Genomic DNA, 15,902 nt, shown 5'->3' on the forward strand with positions numbered 1-15,902 from the left:
GGCGTTGAGATAGAAAGGCCGTTCCCACTTAAAAGGCCTTAGCTCGTGTCCACAGCCGATTCGCAACTTCCGTTCCTAGTCTTCGGCGCTCCACGTATTGAGGAGGCAGAGATTGCCGAGGTGGAAGCCTGTCTTCGCTCAGGATGGTTGGGCACGGGGCCGCGGGTAGCCCAGTTTGAACGGGACTTTGCCAGTTGGCGCCGGGTCCGTCCGTCCCAAGTGGCGGCGGTCAATTCCTGTACGGCGGCGCTACACGTGAGCATGGTGGCTGCTGGTCTGGAGCCAGGCAGCGAGGTCATTACCACGCCATTGACCTTCTGTGCCACGGTGAATGCCATTTTGCATGCCGGACTTACACCCGTTCTCGCCGACGTGAATCCGCTGACCCAAAACATCGACCCGGATGCAATCGAGGCGGCGATTACGCCCCGAACTAGGGCCATCCTGCCGGTGCATTTCGCAGGTCGGCCTTGCGCTATGGATCGCATCATGGCAATTGCCGACAAACACGGCCTGATGGTCATTGAAGATTGCGCCCACGCGATCGAGACAGAATTTCGAGGGCGCCCGGCCGGCACGTTTGGCGACTTTGGCTGCTACAGCTTCTACGTGACCAAGAACGTAGTGACAGGGGAGGGTGGGATGATTCTGGGGCGGGATGACGAGCATGTTGCACGTGCTCGCATCCTGGCGCTACATGGCATGAGCAAGGACGCCTGGCATCGCTTCAGCGATAAGGGGTACCGGCACTATCAGGTCGTGGAATGCGGATTTAAGTACAACATGATGGATCTGCAGGCGGCTATCGGTATCCATCAGCTGGCGCGGGTCGAGCAGAACTGGCAGCGCAGAAGGGGGCTGTGGCGGCATTACGATGATGCTTTTGCCGAATTGCCGATCGGCTTGCCGGCCGCGCCCGAAGCCGACACGCGCCATGGGTATCACCTTTACACCGTGATGATTGACGAATCCCGCAGCGGCATCAGTAGGGACGACTTCCTTGAAGCCATGAATACGGCGCGTATCGGTACTGGCGTGCACTATTTATCCGTGCCAGAACATCCGTATTACCAGCAACGCTTTGGTTGGCGCCCGGAACAGTGGCCCAACGCCATGCGACTCGGACGTCAGACCGTCAGTTTACCGCTGTCGCCAGCCATGTCCGCCGAGGATGCTGAGAGAGTGGTCGAGGCAGTGCGATCGGTGCTCCATCGTTAAAAGGCCGATTTGAAGCTTTGCAGCGCCTATCTAAAAATGGATGCCATAAGTGGCATGCGTCAGGGATCTGCGCCCGGCAAGCGCCAATTCCGCCTCAGCCGCGTGGGTTTGATCAGGTTATGATGGCCGTTCATGTCCGGGGGATCTCTCTTGAACCGTCTCAGCATCATCCTGCCCGCCAAAAATGAAGGGGCAGCCCTGAAGGCTTTGCTTCCGCGTCTATGTGCTATCCAGCCGGAAGCGGAAATCATCGTGGTGGACGATGGTTCCACCGACGATACGTGTGAAATTTGCGCCGCCCATGAAGTGCGGTGCCTGTCTTCACCTTACTCGATGGGCAACGGTGCCGCCATCAAGCGCGGCGCGAGGGCGGCCAGCGGCGACGTCCTCGTTTTCATGGATGGTGACGGTCAGCATGATCCTGCCGACATCGAGCGATTGCTCGAAAAGCTGAACCATGGTTATGACATGGTGGTCGGCGCGCGTGACTGGGGTAGCCAGGCCGGCGTGGGACGTGGTGTAGCCAATACGATCTACAACTGGCTCGCGACGCGAATGACTGGCCATGTTATCGCCGATCTGACGTCGGGTTACCGCGCTGTTCGAGCGGACAAGTTTCGTGAGTTCCTGCACCTGCTTCCCAACGGATTTTCGTACCCCACAACTAGCACCATGGCGTTTTTTCGCAGCGCTTATCCGGTGGCTTATGTGCCTATCAAAGCTGGGCAGAGGGTGGGCAAGAGTCATATCAAGCCTTTGCGCGATGGCATTCGCTTTCTCCTTATCATCTTCAAGATTGCGACGCTATATTCGCCGTTGAAATTATTCGTCCCTGCGAGTTTGATTTTCTTTCTTTTGGGAAGCTCCAACTACGCATGGACGTACGTTCACGACGGACGCTTGACGAACATGAGCACTCTGCTATGGAGCGCATCAGTCATCGTGTTCCTGATTGGATTGGTATCAGAGCAAATCACCTCTCTTACTTACATTCGCCCTCATAAACCATGAGTCGGCCTCGATTGTGGCAATCATGGCTGAGGAGGCTGCCCATGCACCCTCAGTGGCTTCTCGGTACAAGGCGACCACCACCTGGCGTTACCGAGTTTGATGGCCGGATCTTGGACGTGGGTGCCGCCGACCAATGGCTTCGAGCATGGATCAAAGATCAGGCCAAGTACATCGCTCTCGATTATCCAGCGACAGGACGCGATCTTTACCACGCGCGCCCTGAGGTTTTTGCGGATGCTGCATCCATCCCATTCCTAGACGACAGTTTTGACGGCGTATGCTGTTTTGAAGTCATGGAGCATGTGCCTAGGCCCTCTGTAGTCTTCTTCGAGATCTTTCGGGTTCTCAAGCCAGGTGGGCGCGCTTGGATATCGATGCCCTTTTTGTATCCGCTTCATGATGCGCCCTTCGACTTCCAGCGATACACGGAATTTGGCTTGCGCAGGGATGTGGAGCGTGCAGGATTTGAAGTGATCACGTTGCAACGTTCAGGACATGCCATCCGGACGGCAGGACTATTGGCATGCTTAGCCGTGTCTGGCGGTGTGTATGAGCGCCGGGGCGTTTTGCGGATTGTTTTGCTACCTCTGGCGGCCGTGATCGTTTTGCTAATTAACTTGATTGCATCGCTTGGTTGTCGCATTTGGCCTGACTGGGGGCGTATGGCCGTGGGCTACGAAGTGGAGGTTCGAAAGCCTTGATTCGCGACACACTACTGATTGTTACGACCTCCTATCCCCAAGCGGGGGATGGAAGTGAGGCGGCGGGCGCATTCGTCGCGGACATTGCTTCAGATTTTGCCAAGCGAGTGCCTGTCCGAGTCGTAGCTCCAGGGGGGCGATCTGGGCCAAGTGATGCAATTGAAGGAGTGCAGGTTCGGCGATTTGCTTCAAGTGGGCGCCCCTTGTCGCTTCTGTCACCTTCGCGCCTAACAGATTGGCCCGCCATTGTGAAAACACTTGCGGCCATGCGTGCAGAGACATTTGCCGCCAATAGCGATGGACGGGTGGGGCATGTTCTGGCGTTTTGGGTGCTCCCCTCGGGCTGGGCGGCCATGGGGGTGTCGCGGCGGTTCGGCGTTCCCTATTCATTATGGGCGCTTGGTAGCGACATTTGGTCGCTGGGACGCATACCCGGCATTCGAACGGTCTTGAAGCATGTAATTGGCGGGGCTTCATTCAGGTTTGCAGATGGCTTACGTCTTGGTGACGATGCGGAGCAGATTAGTGGGCATCCTTTTGCCTTTCTTCCAAGTGCGCGGCGCCTGAACAAGCTGCGCGCTCAGCCGCTGGCATCTTCGCCGCCTTTCAGATTTCTTTTTCTGGGGCGCTGGCATGTCAATAAAGGCATAGACCTGTTGTTGGAAGCGCTCACGCTATTGGACGACGGCGCCTGGGCTCGCATCTCGGAGGTGCATATAGCTGGCGGCGGTCCGTTGGAGGAGTTGGTTCGCTGTCGCGTTGATGACCTTCTGCGCAAGGGGCGTCCCGTAAGGCTAAGTGGATTTCTAGGACGTGAGGCCGCCGAAGATGCACTCGGTAACGCCGATTTTCTGCTTCTACCCTCGCGAGTGGAAAGCATACCTGTCGTCTTCTCTGACGCGATGAAGATGCAGTTGCCCGTAGTTTCGATGCCGGTTGGCGACCTGCCGGGGTTGATTTCAGAATATGGCGTTGGAGTCCTGGCGAATGCCATAAGCGCTCCTGCCTTCGCGCAAGCTGTCGAAGGGGCGCTCTCCATGTCCCCAGACCAATTAAGGGCCTCGATGCTTGAATGTGCACGGAGGTTCTCGATCGACGTTGATGATCTTTGCCGTCGATTTGGCTTGGTCGACAGTCCGTCGAGGGGTGCTGTATGACACAGCGTGAGTATCAACATGGTTTCTCCATCGGTAACCCAGCCATGCACGCACTGGAGGGGCGTCAGCGCAAGGCGATCACTATGCTGGCAGTGCTTGAAGACGCTCTTGGTCCAGAGAAATTGGCCAAGGCAAGAGTACTTAACGTAGGGTGCTCGACCGGCATAATCGATGAGGTATTGTCGAGCAGGGCGAGGGAGGTGACGGGAATCGACATTGATGTGCACGCGATAACGCTGGCTGCTCAGCGATGCTCGAAGCCGAACACAACCTTTAAGGTCGGTGACGCTATGGCGTTGGATTTTCCTGACGCCAGCATGGACGTAGTTATTTGCTCCCAGGTTTATGAGCACGTACCCAATCCTGCAAAGATGATGGACGAAATATATCGTGTACTGGCCACTGGTGGAGTGTGCTACTTCGCGGCCACCAATCGGCTTTGCGTCATGGAACAGCACTACAAATTGCCTTTCTTGTCGATCATCCCGGTTAGTTGGGCGCATCGATATCTTCGGTTGCTCGGACGGGGGCGCTTCTACCACGAGCGTCATTTCACGCTTTCCGGGTTGCGCAAATTGACCGAGCGATTCCTGGTTGATGATTACACGGCGAAGATTGTCGACGATCCGGATCGCTTCCGTGCCCGTTATATGATCAAGTCGCGGCTCAAGGTGATCGCCGGAAGGATCTTTGTGCAGGTGGCTTATTGGTGCTTTCCGGGGTACATCTGGATTCTTCGTAAGCGCCGCTAAGCGGCGAAACTTGCTTACCGTTCGTGCCAAAGCTTGATCTTGTGAGGGCATCACCGATGCTGGAGAAACTACGTCACGCGGTTTTCTTGGTGATCGAGAAGCTGCTTCGATGGTGCATTTCGCCGAAGCTCCGAGCAGCCTTGCTTAGAATGTTTGGTGCGAGCGTCGGCCGAAACGTTCGCGTGGCCGAATGCCAATTCATAAATCTGCGAATGGGCTTTTCAAACCTGAGGCTCGATGATGACGTTTATGTTGGCCCTGGTTGTTTGATCGATCTTGAGGGGGCTGTCCTCCTGGGCAAGGGGGTGACGCTGTCACCACGTGTGCAAATCATCACGCATGATGACCCAGGTGCGTACCACAAATCGCCATTGCTCGCGACTTTCCCGAAGAAAGCCTACACGACACAAGTTGGCACCTACTCCTGGATAGGGGTGGGCTCGACCGTCATATCAGGTGCGACCATCGGGGACTTCGTGGTGGTGGGTGCAATGACGCTGGTGAAGGCCGACCTCTCGAGCAAGGGCGTCTATGTAGGAGTGCCCGCAAGGCGGATTCGGTCTGTGGATGTGCCTTGAGTTCGAAGATTCGGCAGCCTCGGATATTTCTATTCAGGCCTTCGTCTTCTCAGGGAGCTGGAAAGTTCTACGACCCCGACGACACCTGCAGCGAGGATGTCAGGAAGAGTCTGCGTCACGCGTGCAACGATGGAGATGGCGCCGAGTAGTTTGATGTCAGCCGAAACCCCAAATTTGCTGGCGAGATAGACGAATGCCACCTCCCTCACGCCCAATCCGCTTGGCACGAAGATGGCTATGGTTCCGGCAACCCACGCGAGACAGATGCTTGCTACGCTTATGATCAGATCAGCGTGGCGATAGGGCGTGGTCGCAATAAGCATGCAGAAGATGGACAGTAGCATCGTCACGGAATGGATGGATGCCCAAGCGAACAATCGCGCGATTTCACGAGTACTGGATGATATGGCCGGTGCGTGCAATTGCTTTCCAAGCAGGCAGGCCAGGCGATCGATAAGGCGAATCAGCCAGGCAGACGAAGCTATGCTTGCCGAAAGCAACCATCCACATAAGGCGACTGCCCAGCCAAGCGCCGGGCTTTGGCAGTAGATGAGTAAGCCGAGGCCCGTCGATGTGACGGTCATCATGAAAAAAATGCTGACATCTATTCCGGCGAGAAATAGTGCACCTATTCGACCGCTGCCAATCAACTGTGCCTGTAAAACCGCGCTCCAGATATTTCCCGGGATGTATTTCGCAACTTGGGCAACCAGTTGCAAATAGCAGGCTCTAGCAGGTGACGATTCGATTCCGGCTTGGCTCAAGAAGCGATGGAACGGAAACCCGGTGAGATAGTTTGCCAATAACGCTATAACGGTTGATAGGCCCAGGAGCCAGGGATTGGTTGACGAAATCACATTTGTGATGGCCTCGCGAAATCGCCATGCGGCGATCGCGAGCGCTACGAAAGCTCCGCCAGTGAGCGCGAGCTTTACCAGACGGTTCCAACGCCATCGTGCCGCGATGCCCCCGGATGCACTTTCAACTCTGCTCAAGTCAGCTCGCTTATTTCGTCAAGGCAGATCGCAAACGATCTGATTCAGTGCAAATCGATCAGCTCCTGCAGCTCAATCACGTCAACTTGCAAGCGCCCGGCAACATTGAGCTGCCTTAGTCGGGCCAGCTGACTTTCAGCTTCAACTTTTCGGTTCATCGCGACAAGCATGCGGATCCATGTTATCCGATACGCCGGTTCTTTAGGTTCGGCGGCGACGGCTGCCGCCATAAGACTTTCTCCCAGCGACTTGTTCCCTAGGATATTCCACGCGTAGTCCCCATAGGCGGCCATCAGGCGAGCGCTTGGCGAGTCATGTGACATGGCCGCTTCGAAGGCGGCGGCCATGCGGTCCCTGGGAAGATCGCACTGTCCATCGCGCATGCAGTGCATCAGAGCAATCAGTGAACTCTCGTCCTGTACCCCAGGCTTTTCTGATTTCAATTTGGCGATCATGGTTACCCACCATATGTCTTTGATGGGCAAATGCATCCTCGCATTCATAAAGATCAGAGCCTGCTGCGGAAGGATGGATGACTTAGGGAGGTTGGCCGCCCGCTCCAGTGGCGCATAGGCAAGGTGCGTAAATAGAGACTTAGAGTCGTAGTCTGAATAGATGATGTAAGTTCGGCCAAGCTCATATTGGGCGCGGGGTGATTCCGGTGCTCGAGTCGCCAGTTCCCTGGCTAGGCGCAGCGGATCCGCCCACGCGTAAGCTGTCATGGCTGTCAGCCAGGTCCACCACGCCATTAGCAATAACAGGGGAATCAAATAAAACCGGTGACGAATCCGCGCCACGAGGTGCCCCGGCGCTGTGGCGTCCGGGCCTCCGGCGACCGTGGCCTTCGGTCCTAAAGGCAAGATCGAGCGCGGCATCAGAATGGGTACGACTGCTAACAGGACGCCGAGGCTGGCGAAGTAATTGCGATGCTCGTAGATCAGTTCCAGCGGCAGGATCGTGCCCGTCAAAAGATGGCTGGCGAAAAAGAGTGAGATTCCCAATGCCGGGACAGGATGTCGACGCCGAAGCCAGATTGCCGTAACGATAAGTGCAATTAGGCAGGCCATGCTCGCGATCGTGGTCCAGGGCGTCAGCAGTCCTGCTGAAACATCAAAGTCGTCGTGATAGAACGATAGCCCTCGTGGCGTGGGGATTATGGTCCAGTGGATATAGTCGATCACCACGCGCGCTTCGCTAAGCAGTCGCGTCGGCATGGTGAAGTCGCGGGTCGACCAAGCCTTCGGCTGCAGCAGACTGGGGAACAAATAGCCCAGACCAATCAGCATGGGCAGCACCAGGGTCACGAGGAACAACGTGACAATGCGGTAGTCCCTCATCCCGCTCGGACCGGATGCCGGGTCACTCGCGCAGCTTCGGAAGTCGAACAGGTACCACTCCACTAGTACGGCATAAAGCGGCAGCATGACCGCCGTTTCCTTGGCCATCGTACCAATGGCGGTAGGCAGCGTGAGGCTGGCCAGACAAAGCAGGAATCCTCGAGAGAGCCGCTGGCTATCCGTACCGCGAAGCATGCGACGACGGCCATGGACGTAGCCAATTAGTCCTATCAGGACGAAAAGGTTGGCCAGACTTTCCATTCGCTGGACGACATAGAGAATTGCCGTGAGATTTATCGGGAGCAGCAGCCAGGCCGCCGTGATCGAAAGAGCCAATATCGTGGATCGCGAGCTTGGTTCAGCGCAGCCCCGTTCCGCCGGCGGGTCTCGCGACAGCCCTTTCAGTCGGGGACTTTCAACCCTTGAGGCGCGTCCAGCGCATTGCAATAGCGCGCGAACCAGGGTGAACACGAGCACGCCGTTGATGAGGTGGATGAGCAGATTCGTAAGCTTCATCCAGAATGGATCGAGACCGCTCAAGAGAAAATTGGCCGCAAAGCTCAGCGAGGCGATCGGCCGCTTGAGCTCGCTCGATGGCGACGAAAGCGCGGCACTGATCAACGAGGAGACGCTGGCATGGTCAGGTTGGACGCCCCTGTTGTCGACGATGTTTGGGTAATCGTCAAACAGCCAGCCACCATGAAGGCCCGGCCAATAGACCAGGGTGGTTACGAGCAGGACCAGTGCGAGCAAGCACCTGCCCCAGCGGTATGACGAGGAATCGGGCGCCAAGGTGTCAAATCGGTATCGGTTGAGATCGCGGCAGCTTACCGCGTTCGGTGGCTTGGTCTACCCGTAAGTTCGAGTAGGCGCGGCGCAAAAAGTGGATTTGCGCGCCTGCTAGAGCGAGGGTGCTCGTCGATCTCGGGCGGGCGGATGGGAACTGGGTATCCCAAAGTGTTATCCGGGCAAACGCATTGCCTTCATCCTAGCGACGGCCGGGATCCAGTGCCGCTTTGGGACGCCAAAGCCGCCGGATGGCCAGCTTCGCTGTATAGAGCCGCCTCCTGGGTGACCAGCCATTTGGCTATAGAGAGCGACTGGGGTAACGCCCTGTGCCACCCCTCTCTAACGCAGTCCGTCGGTTAAGCCCTGGCTTTGCTGCGGCAGTGCTGTGGCGCCCTCTTGGGACAGCATTTTTTCCGCCTGGCTCTGCATGGCCATCAAGATGGGATCGTTACTTAGCATCGGCTGCAGCTTCCGGGCCTCGGCGATAACCGCTAGCGCCTCCTGTCCCCGGTGGTTTTCCAAAAGATAGCCAGCAAGTTGTTTGGAGTAACCGGCTAAGTCCTTCTCAAGCCGCAGCGCTTGTCGCCACTGCTGGATGGCCAGATCTGGATCGTGTAGTTCGGCACCAGCGAGTTCAGCATACGAAGAGTGCAGAGTGATTCGCGCGGGATTGCGTTTGATCGTGATCTCGTAGGCTCGCGCCAGTTGGTGTATGTCGATGCCCGTCTTTCCGCTGAGCCGTTCCGTCGTCAATTTGTCCAGGGCGAGATATGCCTCCGGGCCCAAGGGCCGATTTTGCAACTTGTCCAGGAAGCTGCTCCAGAGCGTTGAGACATCAGGCTGATCGTGATGATCTGCGTTGATAAGCAGCAAGGCTTCTTCTGCCATTGGCGATGCGCTGGGCAAAGTTGCAGCCCGCCTCAGTTCCTTGATGCTGAGCGAATAAAACGGGGAATCAGGGTTGTTGCCTGCCATGAACATGTAGCGCCGGGCGAGGTCGTAGGCGGCACGTGCCGAGCCCGGATTATCATCAGCCAGGGTCTGGGTCAGGAGCAATCGATCGCCCCAGATCGAAGAGCGGATAAACGTCAGCAAGCCAAAGTTCGCAATAAGGATGCCGGCTATCAGAGTCGCAATGCGCGGATCGACGCGACGCGTGATGAGCCAAAGCAGGTCGGCGACCGCTAGAACGATGCCGAACAGAGCCGGGTAATTGCGATGTTCGAATACGAGCTCCAAAGGAATCGGTGCGCTGGTCAGGGTCTGGGCTACAAAGAACCAGCCAATGCCGAGAGCCAACAGAGGGCGGCGCTTCCGCAAGGCGACAGCAAAGACGGCAAGGCCCAGCAGTAGAAGGCCGCCGAACAGTGTGGTGATGGGATGAAGCAGATCCCGCGATATGGGGTAGTTGTCGTAGTAGAAATGCAGCAGGTTAGGCAGCGGCAGTAAGATCCAGCCGAGGTACAGCGGGAGCACGCGCAACTGGGTCAGTTCGCGTTGCCAGGCGTTGTAGTCGCGCGCCGCATAGGCCGAATCCGTGGCGTAGTGCGGCAGCAGATAAAACGTAAAAATCAGAGCGGCTATGGAGCATCCGGCTAGGTACGTGATTTTCCAGGCGCGCCTGCTGGCGGACTTGTGCGCTGCAAAATGCAGCAGTGTTAGCTCCAGCAGCAGTGCATAGCCTGGCACTAGCACCGCGGTCTCTTTGGCGTAGTAGCCAATCACGGTTAGCGCACAGCACAAGCCGAGCCACGGCCAGGCGCGTTGTCCCTCCATCTGGCGCTGGCGTGCACGCCAGTAGGCGAGCAGCGCGAGCAGCACAAACGCGAAGCCGAGCAGTTCCATTCGCTGCACCGTGTACATGACGGTGGAAACCTGCAGCGGATGTATGGCCCACAGTGTTGCAAGGACGATCGCCCAGCAACTGATGATCCAGCGATGGCGCCGTGCATCAACGCCGTTTACCTGCACCCAGCCAGCAAACAGCAGGCGGCGTGCCAGCTGCATCAACAATAGAGCGTTGAACAGATGCAGTGCCAAGTTAGTGGCTTTGAAGCTCCTGGTACTGCCGCCGAGTGCATAGTTGAGCGCATAGCTCAACATGGCGATGGGTCGTTCGATGTTGCTACGTGACCATGCCCATACCCGATGCCACTCCTGCCAGTGCCAGCCCGTAACATGGACGGTGGAATTTTCGGCGAAGATCGGGTAGTCGTCGAAGATAAAGCCTCCGTTGAGCGCTGGCCAAAATGCCAGCGTGACCAGGATCAACAGGCCCAGTACGACTAGGGTCAGCTGCAAGCGAGGACGAGTTGCTGTGGCCATAGGCGTTGAATTCACGTGGAAAGGTCAGCGGGGAATAAAAGACAAGGGCCGCCATATGGCGGCCCTTGGCTAATAGCGGATGTCCGCTTAGTACAAGTCGCTTAGCAGCTAGCCGGGCGGTACTTCGTGGGGGCCGTGCTGGTGCAGGTCCAGCTGCCGCTGGAATTGCGGGTCCAGGTCAGGGTGTTCGTCGTACCCAGCGCAGCATTGGCATGGTTGCCGAACGTGGCAACGATCGTGGAGTTGGCGGCGGCCGCATTGACGACAGGCAGACCACCGTTCATCAGGTCGGAAGAGGAGGCCGTCAGGACGCAGCTGGGTACGGTCGCATTTGGCGTGGTGGTGATCTGGCCCGTGGCGCCATTGTTCAAGCAGTCTTCAACCACGACCTTCATGTCGCCTGCTTCACCCATCACGCGGCTGACCTGCGAGCGGACCACATAGGTCTGGTACTGCGGGATGGCGATGGCGGCCAAGATCGCGATGATCGCAACCACGATCATCAGTTCGATCAGGGTAAAGCCCTTCTGTACGTTCTTCATGGTGGTTCCTCTGTTTTGGTTAGCTAACCTTGGATTGTGCCCCTGAGCCCCGGTCCCGTACCCCCTAGGCGGATCCGGTCCCCCACAATTGCCGTGGAACGACCAGGAAACTCGTGGCAGATAGCAGCATCTTGTATGCCACCACTGCTTCCGGCAGGTCCCTGCCCGTAGGCAGGTGGCTGGATTGTGCAGGTGTTGGCACTAAGCAACAAGCCGGGTGGGTAATTGTCTTGCTGGTATTGAGTAACGGATCGCGTCGGCTGTGGTAATTGAGTCGCCCGGCCGACATTCATGGTCAGGTCGTGACATTTTTCGTCACCTTGCGACGTCGCTTTCGCGTCAGGGACAGCTGGACGGGAGATACTTCGGGTCAACGGTCGAACTGCAGGACCACTGGCCCGACGTATTGCGGTCCAGTTCGATGGTTTTTCCTTGAACTGGCGTACTGCCAGTTAGTTGGCATTTGATATTGCCCGCTCCAACAGGTGTTACTGTCGACGAGATAGCGCTGCAACGTGGTGTGCTTGCGTCAAGCCCCAAGTTGTTGACATTGGCAAAGGTGCTACCCGTCGTGACGCCCTGGTTGATAAGCGTTTCGTAAGCGGTGCGCCCAGGACTGATCTCAGCCAGTGCCGCCGTCGTTTGAGACCGTGCGACATAGGTCTGATATTGCGGAAGGGCTATGGCAGCCAGGATGGCAATGATCGCCACGACGATCATCAATTCGATAAGCGTAAAGCCGGCGCTTGAATGCGGGCGGGACACGGCAGACTCCCCCTGAGTTTGTCGGGGCAAGGCTCAGCAGGTTCTGTACCAAGATCGGATATCGGGTCGCAAAATGTTGCGAGGCCGCATGTCGTTGCGGGAATCCGTGATGCCCATCACGTGTTCCGGTGACTTCAGTCTTCGCCTACATCGCTTCATCATCTCTGCCAGCAGCGCGATCCATGCGAATAGAGCGGTGCTTTATCTCGCTCCCCTGCGCGCCTCGAAGGGGGGGGGCTCCCTGGAGTAGCAGAGGGAGAGTTAGGGAAGGGGTGGTTGGACTTACCGAAGAGCCTCCCCCTCCTCGCAGCCCCCCACGCACAGCGGGAGAGGTAAATGTGGTGGTGCGCGCTTGCGCCGCGGGCCGCCGCCACTTACCGTCAGGGCTTTCGTAGCACCCAGGGAAACCATTCGATGAAACCCTTGTTTTTCGCGCTGGCCTTCGCGCTGGCCGGCAGTTCTGCGGTGGCGGCCGAGGTCGAGAGCCACGGCCCGCACCCATTCAATATCCGCGACCTGGTGATGATGGACCGCGTAGCAGATCCGCAGCTGTCACCGGATGGCCGTTACGCGCTCTATACCGTGCGCGCCACCGACTATGCGGCGAACAAGGGCGTCACTTCGATCTACCTGCTCGACCTCGAAAAGAATGGCCAGCCGGTCAAGCTGGTCGATAAGGCCTCGTCGCCGCGCTGGGCACCGGATGGCAGCGCAATCTATTACGTGGCGCCGCAGGATGGCGTGGCGCAGCTGTGGCGTCACCCGTTTGGCAGGGCGACTGATACGAATGCCGTGCAGGTCACCCATGTGCCTATCGACGTTGATGGCTACAAGCTGTCGCCAGATGGCAAGAAGGCATTGATCACGCTGGGTGTGTTTACCGACTGCGCCGACCTGGCCTGCACCAAGGAGCGACTGGACGTCCGTGCCGCGGACAAGGCGTCGGGCACGGTCTACGACAAGCTGTTCGTCCGTCACTGGGATACCTGGGCCGACGGTCGTCGCGCACAGCTCTTCATTACCGACCTGGACAATGCCAACGAGCAGCCGGTGTTGTTGACCCGCGGCATCGACGGCGACGTGCCGAGCAAGCCGTTCGGCGACGAGGGTGAGTTCAGCTTCTCGCCGGATGGCAAGACGGTGTACTTCGACGCGCGCATTGCCGGCAAGACCGAGCCGTGGTCGACCAACTTCGATGTCTACAGCGTGCCGGCCGATGGCTCGGCTGCGCCCCGCAATCTCACCGCGGCCAATCAGGCCTGGGATGCTGCTCCGGTGCCGTCGCCAGACGGCAAGACGCTGTACTACCTGGCGATGAAGACGCCCGTGTCCGAATCGGATCGTTTTGGCATCATGGCGCTGGATCTGGCCACTGGCCAGAGACGCGAGGTGGCGCCGAACTGGGATCGCTCCGCCGGTGGCCTGCAGATTTCCAGCGACGGCAAGACGCTTTACACCACCGCTGACGATAACGGCCAGCACCCGCTGTTCGCCGTCGACGTCGCCACCGGCAAGGTCAGCACGGTCGTCACCGATGGTGACGTGGGTGGCTATTCGCTGGGCAAGTCGCGTCTGCTGATTCAGCGCGATGACCTCAAGCGCTCCGCCGACCTCTACCTGGCCGACCTTCAAGGCCAAGGCCTCAAGCAGGTGACGCACTACAACGCGGAGCGCCTCAAGAACGCGAAGATGGGTGAGCCGGAGTTCTTCACCTTCAAGGGCTGGAACAACGAGACGGTGCAGGGCTACGTGGTGAAGCCGGCCGACTACAAGCCCGGCAAGAAGTACCCGGTGGCCTTCATTGTCCATGGTGGTCCGCAAGGCGCCATGAGCAACGGCTGGAGCTATCGCTGGAATCCGCAGACCTACGCGGGCCAGGGCTTCGCCGTGGTCACCATCAACTTCCATGGTTCGACTGGTTACGGCAAAGCCTTCACCGATTCCATTTCGGGTGACTGGGGTGGCAAGCCGCTGGAAGATCTCAAGGCCGGCTGGAAGGCCGCGCTCGCCAAATACAGCTTCCTCGACGGCGACCGCGCCTGCGCACTGGGTGCCAGCTACGGCGGCTATATGATCTATTGGATGGCTGGCGTGTGGAACGAGCCGTGGAAGTGCCTGGTCGATCACGACGGCGTGTTCGATGCACGCGCCATGTACTACGACACCGAGGAGGTGTGGTTCGAAGAGCGCGAGAACAGCGGCACCCAATTCGAGCATCCGGAGAACTACGAGAAGTTCAACCCGGTCAACCACGTCAAGGATTGGCGCGTGCCGATGCTGGTAGTCCATTCCGCGAAGGACTTCCGCATCCCTGATACACAGGGCCTGGGTGCGTTTACGGCGCTGCAGCGCCGCGGCATTCCTAGCCAGTTACTGCATTTCCCGGACGAGAACCACTGGGTACTGAAGCCGCAGAACAGCGTTCAGTGGCACGAGACGGTGAACGCGTGGTTGAAGCAATGGACGGCCAAGGATGCACCGGCGTCTCATTAATTGAATCGCTTCGCCCCTCCCCCTGCATCGCGGGGGGAGGTTGCGAGAGAGGGCTCTACAACCACTTCGCCCGCTTTAGGAAGACATAGATGCTGCCCACGAGCGTGCCGACCACGGTAATGATCACTGGATATGCCCACGGCTTGTTGAGCTCAGGCATGTGCACGAAATTCATGCCATACCAGCTGGTGATCAAGGTTGGCGCGGCTAGCATGGCGGCGTAACCGGCGAGTCGCTTCATCACTTCGTTCTGACCGAACGTCACCAGCGAGAGGTTGACGTTGATGGCCGCGGCGAGCATTTCGCGCATGGCGCTGATGGATTCGTTGACACGGAACACATGATCGTAGACGTCGCGAAAATACGCGCGAAGTTCGTCCGGGATCAATTGCGGATGCAGGCGAACGAGTTGGCTGATGATGTCCTGCATTGGCGCCACGGCAAGCCGGAGCGTCATCAGGTCGTGTTGCATATCATACAGCCGCCTGATCGTGCTGCGCTTGAACGTGTCGGAAAAGATGTCCTTTTCCAGTTCGTGCAGTTCCTCGCGAAAGTCCTTCACGATCGGCAACAGGTTGTCGACGATGAAGTCGAGCACGCCATACAGACCGTAGCTGGGGCCTAGCGCGAGCAGTTCTGGAGAGTTCTCGCAGTTGCGGCGCGCCGGGGCATAGGAAAGCGAGGCACCGTGGCGCACGGTGACCAGATAGCGTGCACCCATAAATACATGGGTTTCGCCGAAGGCGAGGTGACCGCTTACCAGTTGGGCCGTCTGCACCACGACGAAAAGCGAATCGCCATAGGCCTCGATCTTGGTGCGCTGGTGGGCGTGCTGGGCGTCTTCGATCGCCAGGTCGTGCAGATCAAATTCTTCCTGCAACTTGTCGAGCAGCGGCCCGTCTGGCTCGAGCAAGCCCACCCACACAAACGTGTCGGGCTGCTTCAGTACCTCACTGATGTCGTCAAGACTGATGTCGCCAAGACGCTGGCCATTGAAGCGATAGGCGACGCAATTGACGACCATGGACGAGGGCGTCGATGGTTTGGGGGAGGGCGGCTGGGTCAGATGCATGCTCAAATGATGCGCCGCCGTCTGAGACAGGGCAACGACAGCGGGCTTAGCGCCCGCTGATCCGGGCTGCGCAGTGTCTTCGCAGGCGCTGCGCCAGCGTCAGTCGGCACGGCAGGTCGAAGAGCAACCAAAGTCGATTTTGCCGTGTGACGCCAGGCGGCGGGTGC

The 15,902-nt window shown here is 58.1% G+C and carries 13 protein-coding genes; 7 read left to right on the forward strand and 6 right to left on the reverse strand.

Annotated features, from left to right (window positions below; genetic code table 11):
• Window positions 1-45: 45 nt before the first annotated feature.
• The 6 genes from OUZ49_RS01675 (at window position 46) to OUZ49_RS01700 (ending at window position 5,417) form a co-directional block, all read left to right on the forward strand.
• Window positions 46-1,218: a DegT/DnrJ/EryC1/StrS family aminotransferase gene (locus tag OUZ49_RS01675; protein ID WP_266148186.1), complete on the forward strand. Its 1,173-nt coding sequence runs from the start codon at window positions 46-48 to the stop codon at window positions 1,216-1,218.
• 150 nt (window positions 1,219-1,368) lie between these two features.
• Complete coding sequence (locus OUZ49_RS01680; RefSeq protein WP_266148187.1) at window positions 1,369-2,229, forward strand: glycosyltransferase family 2 protein; 861 nt, start codon at window positions 1,369-1,371, stop codon at window positions 2,227-2,229.
• 41 nt (window positions 2,230-2,270) lie between these two features.
• Window positions 2,271-2,930 carry a class I SAM-dependent methyltransferase gene (locus tag OUZ49_RS01685; protein WP_266148188.1) on the forward strand — a complete coding sequence of 220 codons (660 nt, stop codon included), beginning with the start codon at window positions 2,271-2,273 and terminating at the stop codon, window positions 2,928-2,930.
• A gap of 203 nt (window positions 2,931-3,133) precedes the next feature.
• The gene (locus OUZ49_RS01690; RefSeq protein WP_266148189.1) at window positions 3,134-4,087 is read left to right on the forward strand and encodes a glycosyltransferase; all 954 of its coding nucleotides are present in this window, start codon (window positions 3,134-3,136) and stop codon (window positions 4,085-4,087) included.
• Window positions 4,084-4,839, forward strand: a complete 756-nt coding sequence (locus tag OUZ49_RS01695; protein WP_266148190.1) for a class I SAM-dependent methyltransferase — start codon at window positions 4,084-4,086, stop codon at window positions 4,837-4,839. Before OUZ49_RS01690 ends, OUZ49_RS01695 begins: the two co-directional genes overlap by 4 nt.
• 56 nt (window positions 4,840-4,895) lie before the next feature.
• The gene (locus OUZ49_RS01700; protein ID WP_266148191.1) at window positions 4,896-5,417 is read left to right on the forward strand and encodes an acyltransferase; all 522 of its coding nucleotides are present in this window, start codon (window positions 4,896-4,898) and stop codon (window positions 5,415-5,417) included.
• A 29-nt stretch (window positions 5,418-5,446) separates the two neighbouring features.
• Here the strand turns inward: OUZ49_RS01700 and OUZ49_RS01705 are convergent, their stop codons facing one another.
• The 5 genes from OUZ49_RS01705 to OUZ49_RS01725 form a co-directional block, all read right to left on the reverse strand.
• The gene (locus tag OUZ49_RS01705) at window positions 5,447-6,412 is read right to left on the reverse strand and encodes a lysylphosphatidylglycerol synthase domain-containing protein (protein WP_266148192.1); all 966 of its coding nucleotides are present in this window, start codon (window positions 6,410-6,412) and stop codon (window positions 5,447-5,449) included.
• 44 nt (window positions 6,413-6,456) lie between these two features.
• On the reverse strand, window positions 6,457-8,502 hold the full coding sequence (locus OUZ49_RS01710) for a hypothetical protein (protein ID WP_266148193.1): 2,046 nt from the start codon (window positions 8,500-8,502) through the stop codon (window positions 6,457-6,459).
• A 375-nt stretch (window positions 8,503-8,877) separates the two neighbouring features.
• Window positions 8,878-10,839, reverse strand: coding sequence for a tetratricopeptide repeat protein (locus OUZ49_RS01715; RefSeq protein WP_266148194.1), 1,962 nt, complete (start codon window positions 10,837-10,839; stop codon window positions 8,878-8,880).
• Window positions 10,840-10,964: 125 nt separating this feature from the next.
• On the reverse strand, window positions 10,965-11,405 hold the full coding sequence (locus OUZ49_RS01720) for a pilin (protein WP_266148195.1): 441 nt from the start codon (window positions 11,403-11,405) through the stop codon (window positions 10,965-10,967).
• A gap of 339 nt (window positions 11,406-11,744) precedes the next feature.
• Window positions 11,745-12,125: a pilin gene (locus OUZ49_RS01725; protein WP_266148625.1), complete on the reverse strand. Its 381-nt coding sequence runs from the start codon at window positions 12,123-12,125 to the stop codon at window positions 11,745-11,747.
• Window positions 12,126-12,584: 459 nt separating this feature from the next.
• On the opposite strand from OUZ49_RS01725, the gene OUZ49_RS01730 reads away from it, so the two are divergent.
• Window positions 12,585-14,663 carry a S9 family peptidase gene (locus OUZ49_RS01730; RefSeq protein WP_266148196.1) on the forward strand — a complete coding sequence of 693 codons (2,079 nt, stop codon included), beginning with the start codon at window positions 12,585-12,587 and terminating at the stop codon, window positions 14,661-14,663.
• Window positions 14,664-14,718: 55 nt separating this feature from the next.
• On the opposite strand, the gene corA is transcribed toward OUZ49_RS01730, so the two are convergent.
• Window positions 14,719-15,735 carry a magnesium/cobalt transporter CorA gene (gene corA / locus OUZ49_RS01735; RefSeq protein ID WP_266148626.1) on the reverse strand — a complete coding sequence of 339 codons (1,017 nt, stop codon included), beginning with the start codon at window positions 15,733-15,735 and terminating at the stop codon, window positions 14,719-14,721.
• Between the last annotated feature and the right edge of the window lie 167 nt (window positions 15,736-15,902).

Origin of the sequence: Dyella halodurans, from assembly GCF_026283925.1 — a bacterium.
GTDB classification, from domain to species: domain Bacteria; phylum Pseudomonadota; class Gammaproteobacteria; order Xanthomonadales; family Rhodanobacteraceae; genus Dyella; species Dyella halodurans.